Raw genomic sequence first — 12,889 nt, 5'->3', positions numbered from 1 at the left:
TCGGCGCGCCGCCGCTTCGGTCAATCCAGTGTGATGCCGTCGAAGCGGTGGCCGCCGAGCGGACTGATCAGATAGCCGTGCACGCGCTTCGAGATGGGCTGGAATGTGTTCGCGTGCGCAATCGGCGTGTACGGCACCTGATCCTTGAACACCACTTGCGCCTCTTCATAGAGCTTCGTGCGCGCGTTTTGATCCGTGATGAGGCGCGCCTTCGCGAGCAGATCGTCGAACTGCCTGTTGCACCACTTCGCCACGTTGCTGCCGTGCACGGCATCGCAGCCGAGCGTCGTGCCGAGCCAGTTGTCCGGGTCGCCGTTATCGCCGAGCCAGCCGTAAAGAATCGCATCGTGCTCGCCGTTGGTTTTCGCGCGCTTGTTGTACTCGGCCCATTCGTAGCTGACGATATTCGCCTTCACGCCGATCTTCGCCCAGTCGGACTGGATCAGTTGCGCCATCAGACGCGCATTCGGGTTATAGCCGCGCTGGACGGGCATTGCCCATAGCGTGATCGAAAAGCCGTTCGGGAATCCGGCCTCCTTCAAGAGCGCGCGCGCCTTCGCGGAGTCGCGCGGCGCATCTTTCAGCGTCCTGTCGTACGACCATTGCGACGGCGGCATCGGGTTCGTCGCGACCGTGGCCGCGCCTTCGTAGACGGCGGAGATGATCGCCTGCTTGTCGATGGCCATGTCGAGCGCGCGGCGCACGAGCACGTTGTCGAGCGGCTTGTGCGTTGTGTTGTAGCCGACATAAGCGACGTTGAAGCCCACGCCCGACAACACCGCGAGCTTCGAGTCCTTGCGCGCCGCGGCGATGTCGGCGGGCCGCGCGAACGACGTGAGCTGGCATTCGCCGCTTGCGAGCTTCTGCTCGCGCACGGCGGCATCGGGCGTGATCGAAAAGACGAGCTTGTCGATGTGCACGTCTTTGCGGTTCCAGTACGTCGGGTTCGCGTCGTAGCGGATGGTCGCGTCTTTCTGATAGTCGCGAAAGACGAACGCACCCGTGCCGACGGGCTTCTGGTTGATGTCCTCGGGCTTGCCTTCTTTCAACAACTGCGCGGCATATTCCGCCGAGACGATCGACGCGAATTCCATCGCGACGTTGCGCACGAACACCACATCCGGCGTCTTCAGGGTGAAGCGCACGGTGGTGTCGTCGAGTTTGTCGACGGCGGCGATGTTCTTGTCGTAGCCGAGGTCGGTGAGATACGGAAAGCTGACCGGATGCGCTTTCTGAAACGGCTCGTTCGGATCGATCATGCGCCGGAACGTGAACACGACATCGTCCGCGCCGAAGTCGCGCGTGGGCTTGAACCATGCGGTCGACTGAAACCTCACGCCGCGCCGCAGATGGAACGTGAAGGTCTTCGCATCCGGCGACGCCTCCCATTTTTCCGCGAGACCAGGCACGAGATCGAGCGTGCCGCGCCGGAACTCGACGAGCGTGTCGTAGACGCTGTGCGCGCCGGCATCGAAGTCGGTGCTTGTCGTGTATTGCGCGGAGTCGAAGCCCGCGGGACTGCCTTCGCTGCAGAACACGAGCGTCTTCGCGGCGGCGGACGCGGCGTGCGGCATCGCGAAGGCGGCGAACGCCAATACGGCGGATGCGCAGCCGCGAAGCGCGCTCGCCAGTTGGCTCGAGTGCGGGTTGGAGCGGTTCATTCTTCTTCACTCGCAAGATGAGAGGATTGCGCCTGACGACAAGGCTCGTCGCGTACTCTAGCAGGCGTTCGCTTGTGTCCGAACCAACGCTTCGTGCTTTGCATACCGTGTTTCATGGCCGGGCGTGAGATTCGTGAGACCATGAAAGCGCTACTTTCCAAAGCGGAGGCTCGCCCGACGATGGAAGACAGGAATCTCGCGGACGTCTATCGCGGCTATATCGCGTGTCTCAACGCGCAGAACTGGCCGGCGCTCCACCGCTTCGTGCACGACACGTTGACCTACAACGGCAACACGATCTCGCTCGACGGCTACCGCCACATGCTCGAACGCGACTTCCGGCAGATTCCCGATCTTCGCTTCGACATTCGATTGCTGGTGGTCGAGCCGCCTTTCGTCGCGTGCCGCTTGTGGTTCGACTGCACGCCGGCGCGTGATTTCATGGGGCTTCGTATCGACGGCACGCGCGTGTCGTTCGCCGAAAACGTGTTCTACGAATTCCGCGAGCGCCGGATCGCGCATGTGTCGTCCGTGATCGATAAAGCCGCCATCGAAGCTCAACTACAGACGCCATGATCGACGCTTCCTGCCATTGCGGCGCGATTCGTTTCACCGTCGATGCCGCCCCCGCCGAAATCAACGATTGCGATTGCTCGATCTGCCGCCGCTACGGCGCGCGATGGGCGTACTACCCGCTGCCGCAAGTGCGCTTCGCGGCCGATTGCGGGCCGACCGACATTTACATGTGGGGCGCGCGGCGGCTCGAGTTTCATCGCTGCGCGTCGTGCGGGTGCATGACGCACTGGCGCGCGGTCGATCCCGGCCGGCCCGTCATGGGCATCAATACGCGGATGATGCCGCCCGAGACGATCGCCGATGCGCGCGTCCTTCGCAACGGCGAGCGCGTGGACTGAGGGATCGGCGCAAACCCATTGCGCGCAGCCATTACCGGGAATACGCCTTGCGCGTCTCGCGCACTCGCGCGCGGACCGGAAACGCAACGAGGGCGCGATGATAGACTTGAACGATCCCGCGGCCCCGCGCCCGGCGCGGCGCTCGGCCACGCAAGCCGCACAAGACCGACAAGACCGACAAGACGAAAACCCAAGCATGAAACGTTTCTCGATGATCCGCGATTTCCACCTGGCCGACTGGTTCACGCTGGGCAATGCAATCTGCGGCACAGGCGCGCTCTTCTCGACGATGAGCTATATCGACGACTCCGACGCCCTGCATATCTATCTCGCGTGCGCGCTCGTGTTCGCCGCACTCGTCTTCGACGTGCTCGACGGCCGCATCGCGCGCTGGCGTCAGAAGGCGTCGCTGCTCGGCAAGGAACTGGACTCGCTCGCGGACGTGATCTCGTTCGGCGTGGCGCCCGCGATCATCGGCTATGGATGCGGCATGCGCGGCCTCTACGACCGCGTGTTGCTCGCGTATTTCGTCGCGTGCGGCGTCTCGCGTCTCGCGCGCTACAACGTGACCACGGAAGAAATGTCGGGCGGCAGCGGCAAGGTCACGCACTTCGAAGGCACGCCCATTCCGACATCGTTCGCCATCGTGCTGATGCTCGGCTTCGCCGCATGGTTCGGCGCGCTCGGGCAGCAGATGTGGTTCGGCGAATGGCGCATCGCGGGCTTCACGCTCCATCCGCTCGTGCTGGTCTACGCGCTCTCCGGCTCGCTGATGATCAGCCGCATCCGTATTCCCAAGCCCTAGGGTTTCACGCCCGGGCATCAAGTTCTTGGCCACACGGCCGTATACACGTGGATGAAGGCGCGCCCCTTGCCGGCGCGCCATCCCCAAGACCCCAAGGCTCGCCGCGAAGCAGCGCGGCATTCCCGAGGCGGCGACGGGATGTTTCCGGACCCGTTTCGAGAGCCCATCCACGCAATGCATTCCATTCGCAAGACGGCGAGCACGACGCGCGCGACCGCGTGCGCCGCCGCCGCGCTCGTCGTGCTCACTGTATCTTCGCTGCCCGCGCGCGCCGACGATACCCCCGACGCGCCCGATTCGCCGAAAGTCCCGCTCACCGGCGGCAAGCTGCTGCTGACGGGCGGCGTGTCGCAGGTCGAGGGCGCGGCGGGCGGCGGACTCGCGCCGTGGGCCGTGATCGGCGGTTACGGCACCGCGAGCCAGCTCGGCGCGAACGTTCACGGCACTTACCTTCACACGCAGGACTACGCGCTCGGCACGTGGGGCGTGACCGTGGGCGTCGCGAATCGCGTCGAGTTCTCGCTTGCGCGCCAGCGTTTCGATACGCGCGATGCCGGCGCGCAGCTCGGCCTCGGCAAAGGCTACGCGTTCAATCAGAACATCTTCGGCGTGAAAGTGCGTCTTCTGGGCGACGCGGTGCTCGACCAGGACACGTGGCTGCCGCAGATCGCCGCCGGCATCCAGTTCAAGCACAACGAAGAGGGCGGCGTGCTGAAGGCCATCGGCGCGGCCAGCAATTCGGGCACGGACTTCTATGTTTCCGCGACCAAGCTGCTGCTCGCGCAAAGCCTGCTTCTGAACGGCACGCTTCGTTTCACGAAAGCGAACCAGTTCGGCTTGCTCGGCTTCGGCGGCGACAAGTCCAATGCCTATCACCCGGAATTCGAATCGTCGGTGGCGTATCTCGTCACGAAGAACGTCGCCATCGGCGGGGAATATCGCATGAAGCCCGACAATCTCTCGTTCGTGCGCGAGCAGGACGCGTATGACGCGTTCATCGCGTGGGCGCCGAACAAGCATGTCTCATTGACCGCCGCGTATGTCGCGCTCGGCGATATCGCGACGATCAAGCATCAGCGCGGTCCGTACGTTTCCTTACAGGCAGGGTTCTGACGATGAAGATTCGCCATGCCGCCATCGCTCTCTTGAGCTTCGCCGCGTTGACGTGCGCGAGCGCGCAAGCGGGCGACGACACGCTTTACCACCAGTTCGGCGAGAAAGCCGGTCTCGAACGTATCGTCGACGATATGTACGCGAACGTGATCGCCGATCCGCGCACCGCGCCGTACTTCGAGAACGCGCCGATCAAGCGCATCAAGACCAAGATCGTCGAGCAATTCTGCGTGCTGCTCGAAGGCCCGTGCGTCTACACCGGCCGCCCGATGCGGCGCACGCACGAAGGGCAGAACATCGACCGCGCCGCGTTCGATGCGCTCGTCGAAGACCTTCAGGCCGCGATGGACAAGAACGGCGTGCCCTTTCACGCGCAGAACAAGCTCCTCGCCAAACTCGCGCCGATGTACCGCGACATACAGGACCGCGAATGACGAAGCCCGCTTATTTTTTGTTGCCGTTTCTCGCGCTCGCGGCGTCGCTCGCGGCATCGCTTGCGCAGGCGGCGAGCGTTCACGTGCAGGTGGTCGACCAGACAGGTGCGCCGGTTCCCGACGCCATCGTCTATGCGATGCCCGCCGCCGGCAAGGCGCCCGCGACGAAGCCCGCCGGCGCGATCATCGACCAGGTGAAGCGGCGTTTCGTGCCGCTCGTTTCGGTGGTGCAGACGGGCGCGTCGGTCACGTTCCCGAACAAGGACAACATCGAGCACGATGTCTATTCCTTCTCCGCGCCCAAGCGCTTCGAGCTGAATCTGTATCACGGCATTCCGGCGAGCCCCGTCGTGTTCGACAAGCCCGGCCTCGTGGTCATGGGCTGCAACATTCACGACGAGATGGTGGCGTATCTGCTGATCGTCGATACGCCGTGGTTCGCGAAGACCGACGCGAAAGGCGCGGCGACCATCGAGAACCTGCCCGCCGACGCGTACCGCGTCATTGCATGGCACTACCGGCAAGCCGATCCGAACGCGCAGCCGATGCAGAAGCTCAGCGTCGCGGCGGATAGCGCGGCGAAGTTCGCGTTGCAACTCAAAGCGCCCGAATAACATGCGCCTGCACAGCCTGCGCGCGCGTATCGCGCTCGTGTTCGTCGTGCTGATGCTCGTCGCGCAGGCGGCGGCGTATGTCGTCATCAATTCGGTCATCCTCAAGAACGCGCACGAAAACGCCGAGGAGCAATTGTCCGTGGCCGAGCGCGTCTTCGGGCAAGTGCTGCGCAGCAATAGCCAGCAGTTGACGCAGGCGGCGAGCGTGGCCGCGTCGGACTTCGGCTTTCGCGAGGCCGTGGCGACGCACGACAGCAGGACGGTCGAATCGGCGCTGCAGAATCACGGCGACCGCATTCATGCGGATGTCGTGATGCTCGTCGATCTCGACGGCAAGCTGATCGCCGATAGCGGCGGCGCGGGTCACGAAGGCATGGCGTTTCCGTTTCCGCACCTCATCCGGACGGTGGCGAAGAAGGGCGATGCGTCGTCGTTCGGCATGATCGGCGGCAAGGCGTATCAGCTCGTCGCGGTGCCGGTGAAGGCGCCCATCGTGATCGCGTGGGTGGTGATGGGCTTCGCCATCGACGACATGCTCGCGCGCGAGATGAGTTCGCTGACATCGCTCGACGTGTCGTTCGTGGCCGTGGACGAGCGCGGACAGTGGGGCGTGCTCGCGAGTTCGCTGCCGCCCGAATCGCTTGCGAAGCTCAAGGATCAAAAGCAACTCGCCGACGACGGCTACGCCACGCGCCTTTTGCGCCTGCACTCCGAGGGCCGGACGGGGGCCGTGCTGCTGGAGCGCTCGCTGATTCAGGCGCTGGCGCCATTTCATCGCCTGCAGTCCGCGTTGCTGCTCATCACGATTCTCGGCGTGATCGTATCCATCGTCGGCAGCATGTTGACGGCGCGCTCGGTCACGCGGCCCATCGCGGCGCTCGCGCAATTCTCGCGGCGCGTCGGACATGGCGACTATTCCGGGCCGATCCAGATTCGCCATCAGGACGAGATCGGCGAACTGGCGAGCGCGTTCAATCAGATGCAGGAAGGCATCGTCGAGCGCGAGCGGCGCATCACCGAGCTTGCCTATATGGACCGGCTCACGGGCCTGCCCAACCGCGCGCTCTTCAACGACCGCCTGCAACGCGCGATCGCCGAAGCCGCGCGCAGCGGCAGCCCGCTCGCCGTGATGATGATGGACCTCGACCGCTTCAAGCTCGTGAACGACACGCTCGGGCATCCGATCGGCGACATGCTGCTGTGCGAAGTCGCGACGCGCCTGCGCGACGCGCTGCAACGGCAGACCGACACCGTCGCGCGTCTGGGCGGCGACGAATTCGCGGTGCTCCTGCCGGGCGACGATCTCGCGTGCGCGCGCACGATTGCAGCGCGCATGCTGCGCGCGCTCGAAGAGCCGATCACGATAGAAGGGCAACTCGTCGATGTCGGCGCGAGCATCGGCATCGTGACGTATCCGCATAACGGCAGCGACATGAACGTGCTCTTGCGCCGCGCCGACATCGCGATGTATGTCGCCAAGCGCGGTAATCTCGGCTATGCGGTCTACGACGAGCGCCACGATCACAACAGCGCGGAGCGTCTATCGCTGATGAGCGAGCTTCGGCAGGCCGTCGAGCACGATCAGCTCACGCTGCACTATCAACCCAAGGTGGATCTCGCGACGAACCGCGTGAAGTACGTCGAGGCGCTCGTGCGCTGGGATCATCCGACGCGCGGCTTCGTGCCGCCCGACCAGTTCATTCCGTTCGCGGAACAGACCGGCTATATCAAGGCCATTTCACGCTGGGTCGCGGACAAGGCCATCGCGCAATGTGCGGCGTGGCGCAAGGAAGGGATCGAACTCGCGGTCTCGGTGAACGTATCGGCGCGCGAACTGATCCAGTCGTCGCTGCCCGAGACGTTCCAAGGTCTGCTGGACAAGCATGGCGTCGCGCCGGATTGCATCTGGATCGAGATCACCGAGAGCGCGATCATGGACGACCCGAATCACGCCATCGAGACGCTGGATCGACTGCACGCGCTCGGCATTCGTCTTTCCATCGACGATTTCGGCACCGGTTATTCGTCGCTCTCGTATCTGAAGCGCATGCCGGTGCATGAACTGAAGATCGACAAGTCCTTCGTGATGGGCATGGCGCACCATAAGGACGACGAGACCATCGTGCGCTCCACCATCGACCTCGGGCACAACATGGGGCTGAAAGTGGTGGCCGAAGGCGTCGAGAACGAAGAGATGATGCTGCGCCTGAAAGCGCTCGGCTGCGATCTCGCGCAGGGCTACCATCTGAGCCGGCCCTTGCCGCCGGCGAAACTCGTCGACTGGCTCATGGCATGGCCGGCCAGAAACGCCGCGACGCTCGCATCCGCGCTGCCCGCCTGACCGCGTAGCGCGTATCGCGCGAGCAGGCCACGACGCATTTGCCCCGGCACAAGTCGAACAAAAAACGGGCGATGCGTCGGCATGACGAGCGCACTTGCAACTCCTTCTATGGACAGCGCCCTTTTGGCGTGTGATCCCCTTCTCATCGCGCACCGGATGCACCGCTCGACGCCGCGCCGAGGGTTTTCGACATCGTTCTATATGACGGGTTGAACCCCGCCTTTATCTTTCAATGACATTCACGCGAGGATGCATCCGGCGAACGCGCTCAGGCGAGCGGTGCCGAAAGCGCTGGCGTGAGACGTGAGCCTGTCAGGAGGTGATAAGGATGCGAAAAACAAAGGTTGCCATTGTCGACGATCATCCGCTCGTGTTATGCGGACTTCGCAAGATGCTGGAAGCGGCGGACTTCGATATCGTCGGCGCGGAGTCGAGCGCAGCGGACTTGCTGCAACTGTTGAAGTCTTCACCCTGCGATGTCGTCATCGCGGATTATTCGATGCCGGGCAATCGGGCGCTCGATGGATGGCGCTTCCTTGCATCGGTATCGAGCGAATTCCCGGATCTCGGCGTGCTCGTCTATACGGAGTTCGACGACCCGTTTCTCGTCGGCAGCCTCGCGCAGCGGGGCGTCGATGCCATTGTGAGCAAGCGCGACGAGATGGACGAAGTGCTGGCCGCCGTGCGCAGCCTCGCAGAGCGGCGCCGCTATCTGTCGCCGATCGCGAAGGCATCGCTCAAATCGTTCGGCGCGCTGCCGCAGTACAAGCGCTTCCTCGCGCTCACGCGCCGGCAAATGGAAGTGACGGGCCTCATGCTGTGCGGACTGACCGTCTGCGAGACGGCCCGGCTGCTGCAGCGGCGCGTCAACACCATCAGCGCGCAGCGCACCGAAGCGTGCAGGCGGCTCGGCTTCTCGGGCGAATCGGAGATGTACCGGTTCGCGGTCGGGCACGGGCTCTGGCTCGACCGCTCGATGTCGGGAAGCGAACTTCGGCCCGCGTAAGGCTATCGGTTCGTGAGCACATGCCTATGTTGACCAGAAAAATAAGCGTCGCCATCGTCGACGATCATCCGCTCGTCGTATGCGGCTTGCGTCATGCGCTGGAAGGCGCGGGCTTCGAGGTGCTCGGTGCGGTGAGCAATCCGTCGGAACTCATGGCGCTGCTCGCTCGCGGCCATTGCGATGTCGTCGTCACCGATTATTCGATGCCCGCCGGCGGCGCGCTCGACGGATGGCGCTTTCTCGCTTCGGTCTCCGCGATGTATCCGCTGCTGCCGCTTCTCGTCTACACCGAGTTCGACGACCCGTTCCTCGTCGGGAGCCTTGCGCAGCGCGGTGTCGCGGGCATCGTGAACAAGCGCGAAGAGATGCAGGTGGTGCTGGCCGCGGTGCGCGAACTGGCGGTTGGCAGGCGTTACCGCTCGGCGGCGGCGGCTTCGGCGCTCGCGGACTTCAACGCGCAACCCGACTTGCGCCGCTTTGCGTCGCTCACCCGTTGGCAGATGGAAGTGACGGGCCTCATGTTATGCGGCCTGAGCGTGAGCGAGACCGCCCGTGTCTTCGGCTGCGGCAAGAGCACGATCAGCGCGCGACGCCAGCACGCGTGCCGGCAGCTCGGCTTCTCGCGCGAGGCGGAGCTGTATCGCTTCGCGGCGGACCGGGGCTTGTCTCTCGATCGTTCGCGCGCGGCCCGCGAGGTTTGCAGCGCATAAGCGCCCGCCGCCCGCCGCCCGGTCCCGACGCGTGAGCCGGCAGTCATCGCCAGCCGCTGTTCTCGTTGGGAACGTTCCAAATTTTCTTTTCGCCGCCGCGCCTTGCATCGGGCGCGAGCCGGCTCCGCGCCGCGCCACGGCAGGGGCTCGGGCGCCTCACTACGCTTTCCCCGCGTCCGGCGCAACCGGCGTGCGTCGAGTTTCGAACTTCTTCTATATGGGCCGGCGATGCGGGTTTCTACTATGCGTCTCGTGGATTCGTTAAAGCAGGTTCCGGCCAGGTAGTCAGCGAGCTGATTCAGATCAGCGGTGCATGAACCGACTCAGTCAGAACGTCGAGCCTTGCCAGCAGATTGCCAGGGCGCCATCGAATCCAGGTTGCCAACGCGTTCAGTTCTCCACCGGACTTCATTTGCCGGGCTTTCAGCAGAGCGCATTGGACCGCCGTTGAATCGTCAACGCGGAACGTCTCACTTCCTTATTTTCTTGTCTATCTCATGAACCAGAATCGGTATCGCCGCGTCTTCAGCAAGCGTCTTGGTATGTTGGTGGCTGTCGCGGAAAACGTGGTCAGTCAAGGTAAAGCACCGGGCGAAGGCTCGGCTTCTTCCGCAGCGTCGTCTGGACAAGGCGCATTCGGCGTCGTCTCGGCGATGACGGCATTCGCCGCCGCGATTCTCGCGACGCAACCCGGCGTGAGCTTCGCGCAAGCGCTGCCGACCGGCGGCCAGGTCACGGCGGGTCAGGCGTCGATCTCGCAGAACACCAACACGATGACCATCAATCAGGGCAGCCAGCGCGCCGTGATCGACTGGAATTCGTTCAACGTCGGCGCGGGCAACACCGTGCAGTTCAATCAGCCGAACGCGCAAGCGCAGGCGCTCAACCGCGTGACGGGTGCCGGTGCATCGAACATTCAGGGCTCGCTGCTCGCCAACGGTCAAGTGCTGATTCAGAACGCCAACGGCGTGCTGTTCGGCAAGGGCGCGGTGGTCAACGTCGGCTCGACGAACGGCAGCGGCGTGATCGACGACAACGGCACGTACAACACCGACGGCAACGGCACGGTCAACGTGATCGACAACGGCGACATCATCCATACGGGTGGTGGCGGCAACCGTCCGGACAACGGCGGCAACGGCACCGACAACAACGGCAACGGCAACGGCACCGACAACGGCGGTGACAGCAACGGCACCGACAACGGTGGCAACACCGACGGCCAGGGCGGCGGTTCGCATGGCGGCTCGTCCGCGGGCGGCACGGCGGCGGCAGTGGTCGGCGGTCTCGGTGTGGCGGGCGGCCTGTCGTATCTGATCTACGAGAACGCGATGCACATGTATCTGGATCAGGCTCAGCCGCTGACGCTGGAACTGGGCGATGCAACGTTCTGGGCCGATGCGACGGTCGAACAAGTGTCGATCGATCTGGCGGCGGACACGGCCGACGTCGATCTGCTGACGCACTCGGGCGCCCTGTCGCGTCACCTGGCGTACCGCGACGGCGCGGACGGCGTGAAGCACTACACGTTCGAGGACGAGAAGAAGGAGACGAAGGCGGACCTGTCGGTGAACATGCAAACGCGCGAGTTCTTCTACACGGAAAGCGGCATGAAGGACGGTAAGCCGTATGTCGTGAAGTCGCATGGCTGGCTCAAGCCGGGCATGGCGGTTCCCCACGCCGCCACGGTGGCGGACGCAGGCGGCCGCGCCTGATGATTGACGCGGTGAGCAGGTAGCACGCTCATCGTGTGAATCGAAGCAGCACCCAAGCCCGGCGTTCGCGCCGGGCTTTTTTTATGTCCGCACTCCACAGGGCCGCCGCAAATTTAGAACTTCTTCTATTCGTCGGGAAAGGCCGAAACCTTAATCTTTCTCCTGTCAGCGCTAAAGCAATTCCGCAGTCACCCGTGAACGGCAAACGGCGCGTTGGATCAATCCACCAGGAACCGAAAGATGAAATTCAGCATCGCAAAGTTTGAACATTTCTGCTATCGCCGCGAACACGAGAAGGCGAGCCGAATGCTTCTCGAACTGCTCAATAAGATCGATCAAAACTACGGCGTTCTGATGGACGTCGACACCTGGGCCCAGTCCGCGGAAGCGCAGGACATCATGGACGACCATCTGCTGACGCGCCTGACATCGGCGATCACCGCGCTCGTCTCGGACCCGAAATTCACCATTTCCGATCACGGCATCGGCCGCCTGATGCTCTTTCAACGCTGGCTTGCCGCGATGTTCGCCGCCAGTTCGTTCCGCAACGCGGACCACGTCCTTCGCTCGTTCAGCGCCGACGAGGATTCGCGCAATTCGCTCGCGCTGCGCAACAATGAATTCCGCAAGTTCCAGCTCTTCTACTTGCCCGAGTCGGAAGTTCGCCTCGACTGGGATCTGCTCTGGAAGCACGACAAGGTCATGACGGCCAGCATGGCGACGACGATCATGTCTTCCCGCTTTCTCGCGACGCCTTCCGCGCATGCGAAGCGCGAGCTACTGCTGCGCTGGCTGCCGGAACGCCTCGCGGAAGTCGAAAGCCTCGACGTGTTGCCGATGGGCGTGTTCCACGACATGTACATGCACTGCAGTTACGCGGATCTGCCGAGCAAGCACGACATCAAGAAGCCGATCAACGCGCTGGTCCGCCGCAAGCTCGCGAGCCTCGGCATTCACGATGTCGAACGCCGCGCGCAGCCCGTCAAGAAGGGCGAGAAGCCGGTGCTGCTCGTCGTGCTCGAATGGTTCTCGAAGAATCACTCGATCTATCGCACGCACTCGCAGACGATGGTCGCCATGCGCGACAAGTTCCATATCGTCGGAATGGGCTACGAAGGGCGCGTCGATGACGCGGGCAAGGCCGTGTTCCACGAATTCATCCCGCTGCAAGGGGGCAATGGGCAATCTCTGGGAAGTCGCGGCTCACGTGCGCAAGACGAGCGAAGAGCGCAACGCGCAGATGATGTACATGCCGAGCGTCGGCATGTTCCCGATCACGATGGTGCTCGCCTGCCTGCGCGTCGCGCCGCTGCAATTGATGGCGCTCGGTCATCCGGCCACCACGCACGGTCATGCAATGGACTATGTCGTCGTGGAGGAAGACTACGTCGGCGATGAAGCCTGTTTCAGCGAGAAGCTCCTCAAGCTGCCTTCCGATGGCATGCCGTATCGCGCGCCGGCCGCACTGCTCGAACTCGAATTGCCGGCGAAGCAGCCGCAGGGAGAAGTGGTGAAGATCGCCGTGGCCGGCACGACCATCAAGCAGAATCCGGGCTTTCTGAACACCTGCGCGCAA

At 63.6% G+C, this 12,889-nt stretch carries 12 protein-coding genes; 11 read left to right on the top strand and 1 reads right to left on the bottom strand.

Annotation, left to right across the window (positions count from 1 at the left end; genetic code table 11):
- Nucleotides 1-20 precede the first annotated feature (20 nt).
- Nucleotides 21-1,661 carry an ABC transporter substrate-binding protein gene (locus tag LDZ27_RS20930; protein WP_304657618.1) on the bottom strand — a complete coding sequence of 547 codons (1,641 nt, stop codon included), beginning with the start codon at nucleotides 1,659-1,661 and terminating at the stop codon, nucleotides 21-23.
- 141 nt (nucleotides 1,662-1,802) lie between these two features.
- Here LDZ27_RS20930 and LDZ27_RS20925 point away from each other — a divergent pair, with 141 nt between their 5' ends.
- The 11 genes from LDZ27_RS20925 (at nucleotide 1,803) to LDZ27_RS29080 (ending at nucleotide 12,711) form a co-directional block, all read left to right on the top strand.
- Nucleotides 1,803-2,237: an ester cyclase gene (locus tag LDZ27_RS20925; protein WP_370653471.1), complete on the top strand. Its 435-nt coding sequence runs from the start codon at nucleotides 1,803-1,805 to the stop codon at nucleotides 2,235-2,237.
- Nucleotides 2,234-2,575, top strand: coding sequence for a GFA family protein (locus LDZ27_RS20920; RefSeq protein WP_244817713.1), 342 nt, complete (start codon nucleotides 2,234-2,236; stop codon nucleotides 2,573-2,575). The genes LDZ27_RS20925 and LDZ27_RS20920 overlap by 4 nt, the downstream gene beginning before the upstream one ends.
- Nucleotides 2,576-2,771: 196 nt before the next feature.
- Complete coding sequence (pssA, locus tag LDZ27_RS20915) at nucleotides 2,772-3,380, top strand: CDP-diacylglycerol--serine O-phosphatidyltransferase (RefSeq protein ID WP_244817712.1); 609 nt, start codon at nucleotides 2,772-2,774, stop codon at nucleotides 3,378-3,380.
- Nucleotides 3,381-3,554: 174 nt separating this feature from the next.
- Nucleotides 3,555-4,493: a DUF3034 family protein gene (locus LDZ27_RS20910; RefSeq protein WP_244817711.1), complete on the top strand. Its 939-nt coding sequence runs from the start codon at nucleotides 3,555-3,557 to the stop codon at nucleotides 4,491-4,493.
- Between the two features lie 2 nt (nucleotides 4,494-4,495).
- The gene (locus tag LDZ27_RS20905; RefSeq protein WP_244817710.1) at nucleotides 4,496-4,927 is read left to right on the top strand and encodes a group 1 truncated hemoglobin; all 432 of its coding nucleotides are present in this window, start codon (nucleotides 4,496-4,498) and stop codon (nucleotides 4,925-4,927) included.
- Nucleotides 4,924-5,541 (top strand): methylamine utilization protein, encoded by a 618-nt coding sequence (locus tag LDZ27_RS20900; protein WP_244817709.1) that lies wholly within the window; start codon nucleotides 4,924-4,926, stop codon nucleotides 5,539-5,541. The genes LDZ27_RS20905 and LDZ27_RS20900 overlap by 4 nt, the downstream gene beginning before the upstream one ends.
- A 1-nt stretch (nucleotide 5,542) precedes the next feature.
- A complete protein-coding gene (locus LDZ27_RS20895; protein ID WP_244817708.1) occupies nucleotides 5,543-7,882 on the top strand; it encodes an EAL domain-containing protein in 2,340 nt (779 codons plus the stop codon).
- A 328-nt stretch (nucleotides 7,883-8,210) separates the two neighbouring features.
- Complete coding sequence (locus LDZ27_RS20890; protein ID WP_244817707.1) at nucleotides 8,211-8,888, top strand: response regulator transcription factor; 678 nt, start codon at nucleotides 8,211-8,213, stop codon at nucleotides 8,886-8,888.
- 26 nt (nucleotides 8,889-8,914) lie between these two features.
- Nucleotides 8,915-9,598 carry a response regulator transcription factor gene (locus LDZ27_RS20885; RefSeq protein WP_244817706.1) on the top strand — a complete coding sequence of 228 codons (684 nt, stop codon included), beginning with the start codon at nucleotides 8,915-8,917 and terminating at the stop codon, nucleotides 9,596-9,598.
- Nucleotides 9,599-10,095: 497 nt separating this feature from the next.
- Nucleotides 10,096-11,313 carry a filamentous hemagglutinin N-terminal domain-containing protein gene (locus LDZ27_RS20880; protein WP_244817705.1) on the top strand — a complete coding sequence of 406 codons (1,218 nt, stop codon included), beginning with the start codon at nucleotides 10,096-10,098 and terminating at the stop codon, nucleotides 11,311-11,313.
- Nucleotides 11,314-11,553: 240 nt separating this feature from the next.
- Complete coding sequence (locus tag LDZ27_RS29080) at nucleotides 11,554-12,711, top strand: hypothetical protein (protein ID WP_370653470.1); 1,158 nt, start codon at nucleotides 11,554-11,556, stop codon at nucleotides 12,709-12,711.
- Nucleotides 12,712-12,889: the final 178 nt, after the last annotated feature.

This window comes from Caballeronia sp. Lep1P3 (assembly GCF_022879595.1).
Lineage (GTDB): Bacteria > Pseudomonadota > Gammaproteobacteria > Burkholderiales > Burkholderiaceae > Caballeronia.
Note: the sequence above shows the minus strand (reverse complement) of the source record. Positions and strands in the feature narration are given on the sequence as shown.

Excerpts from the sequence above, each read along its gene's own strand:
- LDZ27_RS29080 (WP_370653470.1), top strand. The coding sequence starts at position 11,554 with ATGAAATTCAGCATCGCAAAGTTTGAACATTTCTGCTATCGCCGCGAA.
- LDZ27_RS20920 (WP_244817713.1), top strand. The coding sequence starts at position 2,234 with ATGATCGACGCTTCCTGCCATTGCGGCGCGATTCGTTTCACCGTCGAT.
- LDZ27_RS20895 (WP_244817708.1), top strand. The coding sequence starts at position 5,543 with ATGCGCCTGCACAGCCTGCGCGCGCGTATCGCGCTCGTGTTCGTCGTG.
- LDZ27_RS20925 (WP_370653471.1), top strand. The coding sequence starts at position 1,803 with ATGAAAGCGCTACTTTCCAAAGCGGAGGCTCGCCCGACGATGGAAGAC.
- pssA (WP_244817712.1), top strand. The coding sequence starts at position 2,772 with ATGAAACGTTTCTCGATGATCCGCGATTTCCACCTGGCCGACTGGTTC.
- LDZ27_RS20880 (WP_244817705.1), top strand. The coding sequence starts at position 10,096 with ATGAACCAGAATCGGTATCGCCGCGTCTTCAGCAAGCGTCTTGGTATG.
- LDZ27_RS20885 (WP_244817706.1), top strand. The coding sequence starts at position 8,915 with ATGTTGACCAGAAAAATAAGCGTCGCCATCGTCGACGATCATCCGCTC.
- LDZ27_RS20910 (WP_244817711.1), top strand. The coding sequence starts at position 3,555 with ATGCATTCCATTCGCAAGACGGCGAGCACGACGCGCGCGACCGCGTGC.
- LDZ27_RS20900 (WP_244817709.1), top strand. The coding sequence starts at position 4,924 with ATGACGAAGCCCGCTTATTTTTTGTTGCCGTTTCTCGCGCTCGCGGCG.
- LDZ27_RS20930 (WP_304657618.1), bottom strand. The coding sequence starts at position 1,661 with ATGAACCGCTCCAACCCGCACTCGAGCCAACTGGCGAGCGCGCTTCGC.
- LDZ27_RS20905 (WP_244817710.1), top strand. The coding sequence starts at position 4,496 with ATGAAGATTCGCCATGCCGCCATCGCTCTCTTGAGCTTCGCCGCGTTG.
- LDZ27_RS20890 (WP_244817707.1), top strand. The coding sequence starts at position 8,211 with ATGCGAAAAACAAAGGTTGCCATTGTCGACGATCATCCGCTCGTGTTA.